Below are 3,313 nucleotides of genomic sequence, written 5' to 3' on the forward strand. Positions count from 1 at the left end.
ACCGAGCATCACGGCAAGTATTTCGACATTCCCCTGCGCAACGTGGTGCCGAAGCCGGTGCAGAAACCGCATCCGCCGCTGTGGATGGCGTGCTCGCAACTGCCGACCATCGAACGCGCGGGCCAGAACGGTTTCGGTGCGCTCGGCTTCCAGTTCGTCAGCGCCGACGCAGCGCACGCCTGGGTGCACGCCTACTACAACGCCATCACCAAGCGGCTGAACAAGCTCGCCGACTACGAGATCAATCCGAACATGGAGCTGGTCTCGTTCTTCATGTGCGCGAAGACGGATGAGGAGGCGCGGCGGCGGGCCGATGGCGCCACCTTCTTCCAGTTCGCGCTGCGCTACTACGGCGCGTCGCAGAACCGGCAGCGTCCGGCGCCCGGCGCGGTCAACATGTGGGACGAGTACAACAAATGGAAGCGCGACAATCCTGAAGCGCAGGAGGCGGCGCTGCGCGGCGGCCTGATCGGATCGCCGGAGACGATTCGCAAAAAGCTCCGGCGATTCCGCGCGTCGCATATCGACCAGGTGATCCTGCTCAACCAGGCCGGCAAGAACACCCATGAACATATTTGCGAGTCGCTCGAATTGTTCGCGCGCGAGGTGCTGCCGGAGTTCGAGCACGATCCCGAGCACGACGCCTGGAAGCAGGGCGTGATGAGCGGCGACATCAAGCTCGAAGAGATCGATACCGCCGCTTTCACCGACCGCTACGGCAAGCTGGCGTTAAGCGTGAATCCGCAAAGCGTCCGCGCAGCCGGGTGATCATCTCGTGAGATCGCGTGATCACACTGGCGAGGCCGCGAAAATTTTCACCCCGCCATGGTCGCGCGTCGAAACAAACGTGCCTTGCGGCAGTGTCGCGGGAGTGGCGTTATCGCTATTTTTCCGGACCGCTCGACAGGCGTTTCGCTGATCACCATCATCTCTTCCGTTGCAACAGGTTAGGTCTGTGGAACGGACGCCGTCCATCTGGCGCCACCGCTGTTCTGACGTCTAGTTCGTGAGAGAAGAGATATGAGTCAGGACGCATCCAAAGCCAATATCCTCTGGTTCCTGCCGACCCACGGCGACGGCCGTTATCTCGGCACTTCGGCCGGCGCGCGCGAGGTCAATTTCAACTATCTGCGCCAGGTGGCGCAGGCCGCCGATCAGCTCGGCTATTACGGCGTGTTGTTGCCGACCGGCCGAAGCTGCGAGGACTCCTGGGTCGTGGCATCCGCGGTGGCCCCATTCACCGAGCGCTTGAACTATCTGGTCGCGGTGCGTCCGGGGCTGCAGTCGCCGAGCGTGGCGGCGCGTATGACGGCGACGCTCGACCGCGTCACCAATGGTCGGCTCTTGATCAACGTCGTCACTGGTGGCGATCCGGTCGAGAACAAGGGCGATGGCATCTACCTGCCGCACAATGAGCGTTACGAGGTGACGCGCGAATTCCTCGACGTCTATAGCGATCTGCTCGCCGGCAAGACCGTGAACTTCACCGGCAAGCACATCAAGATCGAGGATGGGCGCCTGCTGTTCCCGCCGGTGCAGTCGCCGCGGCCAAAGCTGTTCTTCGGCGGCTCGTCGGATGCCGGCATCGACGTGGCGGTCGACACCGTCGACAAATATCTCACCTGGGGCGAGCCGCCGGCGGATGTCGCCGGCAAGATCGCCAAGGTCAGGGCCGTCGCCGATCAGCGCGGCCGCAAGCTCTCCTTTGGCATCCGGCTGCACGTGATTGTCCGCGAGACCAACGCGGAGGCGTGGGCTGCGGCCGACGATCTGATCAAGCATGTTACGGATGAAACCATTGCGTCCGCGCAGAAGATCTTCGCGCGGATGGACTCGGTCGGCCAGCAGCGCATGTTACAGTTGCACAATGGTCGTCGCGACAGGCTGGAAATCAGCCCAAATCTGTGGGCGGGCGTCGGTCTCGTGCGCGGCGGCGCCGGCACAGCGCTGGTCGGTGATCCGCAGACGGTGGCGGCGCGGATCAAGGAATATCAGGATCTCGGCATCGACACTTTTATCCTATCCGGTTACCCTCATCTCGATGAAGCGTATCGCTTTGCCGAGCTGGTGTTCCCGCTGCTTGCGCTGGAGCAGCCAGGCAACGTGACCCGGCTGCGTGCGAACGCCGGTCCGTTCGGCGAGACGATTGCGAATGAGCAGGTGCCGCTGAAGAGGGCCTCCCAATCATGAGCGTGATCGAAAGAAGAGCGACCGAACGCCTGCCGCGACCGCGCAAGCTTCGTCTTCCAAAAGCAGATGGCCTGATTCCATGGCTGGTGCCGCTCGCAATTCTCTTGATCTGGCAGGCCACCAGCGTCGCCGGCCTGCTGCCGGTGCGCGTTCTGCCGGCGCCGAGCGAGGTTGCCCGCGCCGGCTGGCGATTGCTGCTGTCGGGTGAGCTGGTGCAGAACATCTGGGTCAGCTTCTGGCGCGCCAGCATCGGCTTTTTGATCGGCGGCGGCGTCGGCTTCGCCTTCGGCCTCGCCAACGGCCTGTCGGAGCTGTCGGCGAAGCTGACTGACACCACCTTGCAGATGGTGCGCAATATTCCGCACCTCGCTCTGATCCCGCTCGTCATCCTCTGGTTCGGCATCGACGAGAGCGCAAAGCTGTTCTTGGTGGCGCTCGGCGTATTCTTCCCGGTCTATCTCAACACCCTGCACGGCATCCGCACCGTCGACTCGCAATTGATCGAGATGGGCCGCGTCTACGGCATGACCGATGGCGAGCTGTTTCGCCGCGTCATCTTTCCGGGCGCGCTGCCCTCGATCTTCGTCGGCCTGCGCTTTGCACTCGGCATCATGTGGCTGACACTGATCGTCGCCGAGACCATCGCGGCGTCATCGGGGCTTGGCTACATGGCGATGCAGGCTCGTGAGTTCATGCAGATCGACGTCGTCGTGCTGTCGATCCTGATCTACGCCCTGCTGGGCAAGCTCGCCGACAGCGCCTCGCGCGCGCTGGAGCGGCTGACCCTGTCCTGGCATCCGGCGTTCAGCAAGGCTTGAGGCAAAGGCTTGAGGCAAGGGCTCAGATTTCATGCAACAGACACTTCGCTTCTCTTCTCTGTCCGACGCCGAGGTCGTCGATCGTCCCGATTTCGTCCCGCAGGCTGAGGTCCTGCGCGGCACGCCGACGCCCACGGAGTCACGCGGGCTGCCGCTCACCATCCGGGACCTCCGCAAGTCGTTCGGCGACAATGAGGTGCTGCGCGGTATCGACCTGCACATCCCGGCCGGTCAGTTCGTCGCGATCGTCGGTCGCTCCGGTTGCGGCAAGAGCACGCTGCTGCGGCTGATCGCGGGCCTCGACA

At 63.4% G+C, this 3,313-nt stretch carries 4 protein-coding genes; all 4 read left to right on the plus strand.

Annotation, left to right across the window (positions count from 1 at the left end):
* Window positions 1-768: LLM class flavin-dependent oxidoreductase (locus WA702_RS23120; protein ID WP_425112880.1), on the plus strand; the 768-nt coding region annotated here is incomplete at its 5' end.
* A 252-nt stretch (window positions 769-1,020) separates the two neighbouring features.
* Complete coding sequence (ssuD, locus tag WA702_RS23125; protein ID WP_425112881.1) at window positions 1,021-2,190, plus strand: FMNH2-dependent alkanesulfonate monooxygenase; 1,170 nt, start codon at window positions 1,021-1,023, stop codon at window positions 2,188-2,190.
* Complete coding sequence (locus WA702_RS23130) at window positions 2,187-3,008, plus strand: ABC transporter permease subunit (protein ID WP_425112882.1); 822 nt, start codon at window positions 2,187-2,189, stop codon at window positions 3,006-3,008. The genes ssuD and WA702_RS23130 overlap by 4 nt, the downstream gene beginning before the upstream one ends.
* Before the next feature lie 31 nt (window positions 3,009-3,039).
* Window positions 3,040-3,313 (plus strand): ATP-binding cassette domain-containing protein (locus WA702_RS23135; RefSeq protein WP_425112883.1); only part of this gene is annotated, 274 nt, incomplete at its 3' end.

It is taken from the genome of Bradyrhizobium sp. (assembly GCF_049798375.1).
Classification (GTDB): domain Bacteria; phylum Pseudomonadota; class Alphaproteobacteria; order Rhizobiales; family Xanthobacteraceae; genus Bradyrhizobium.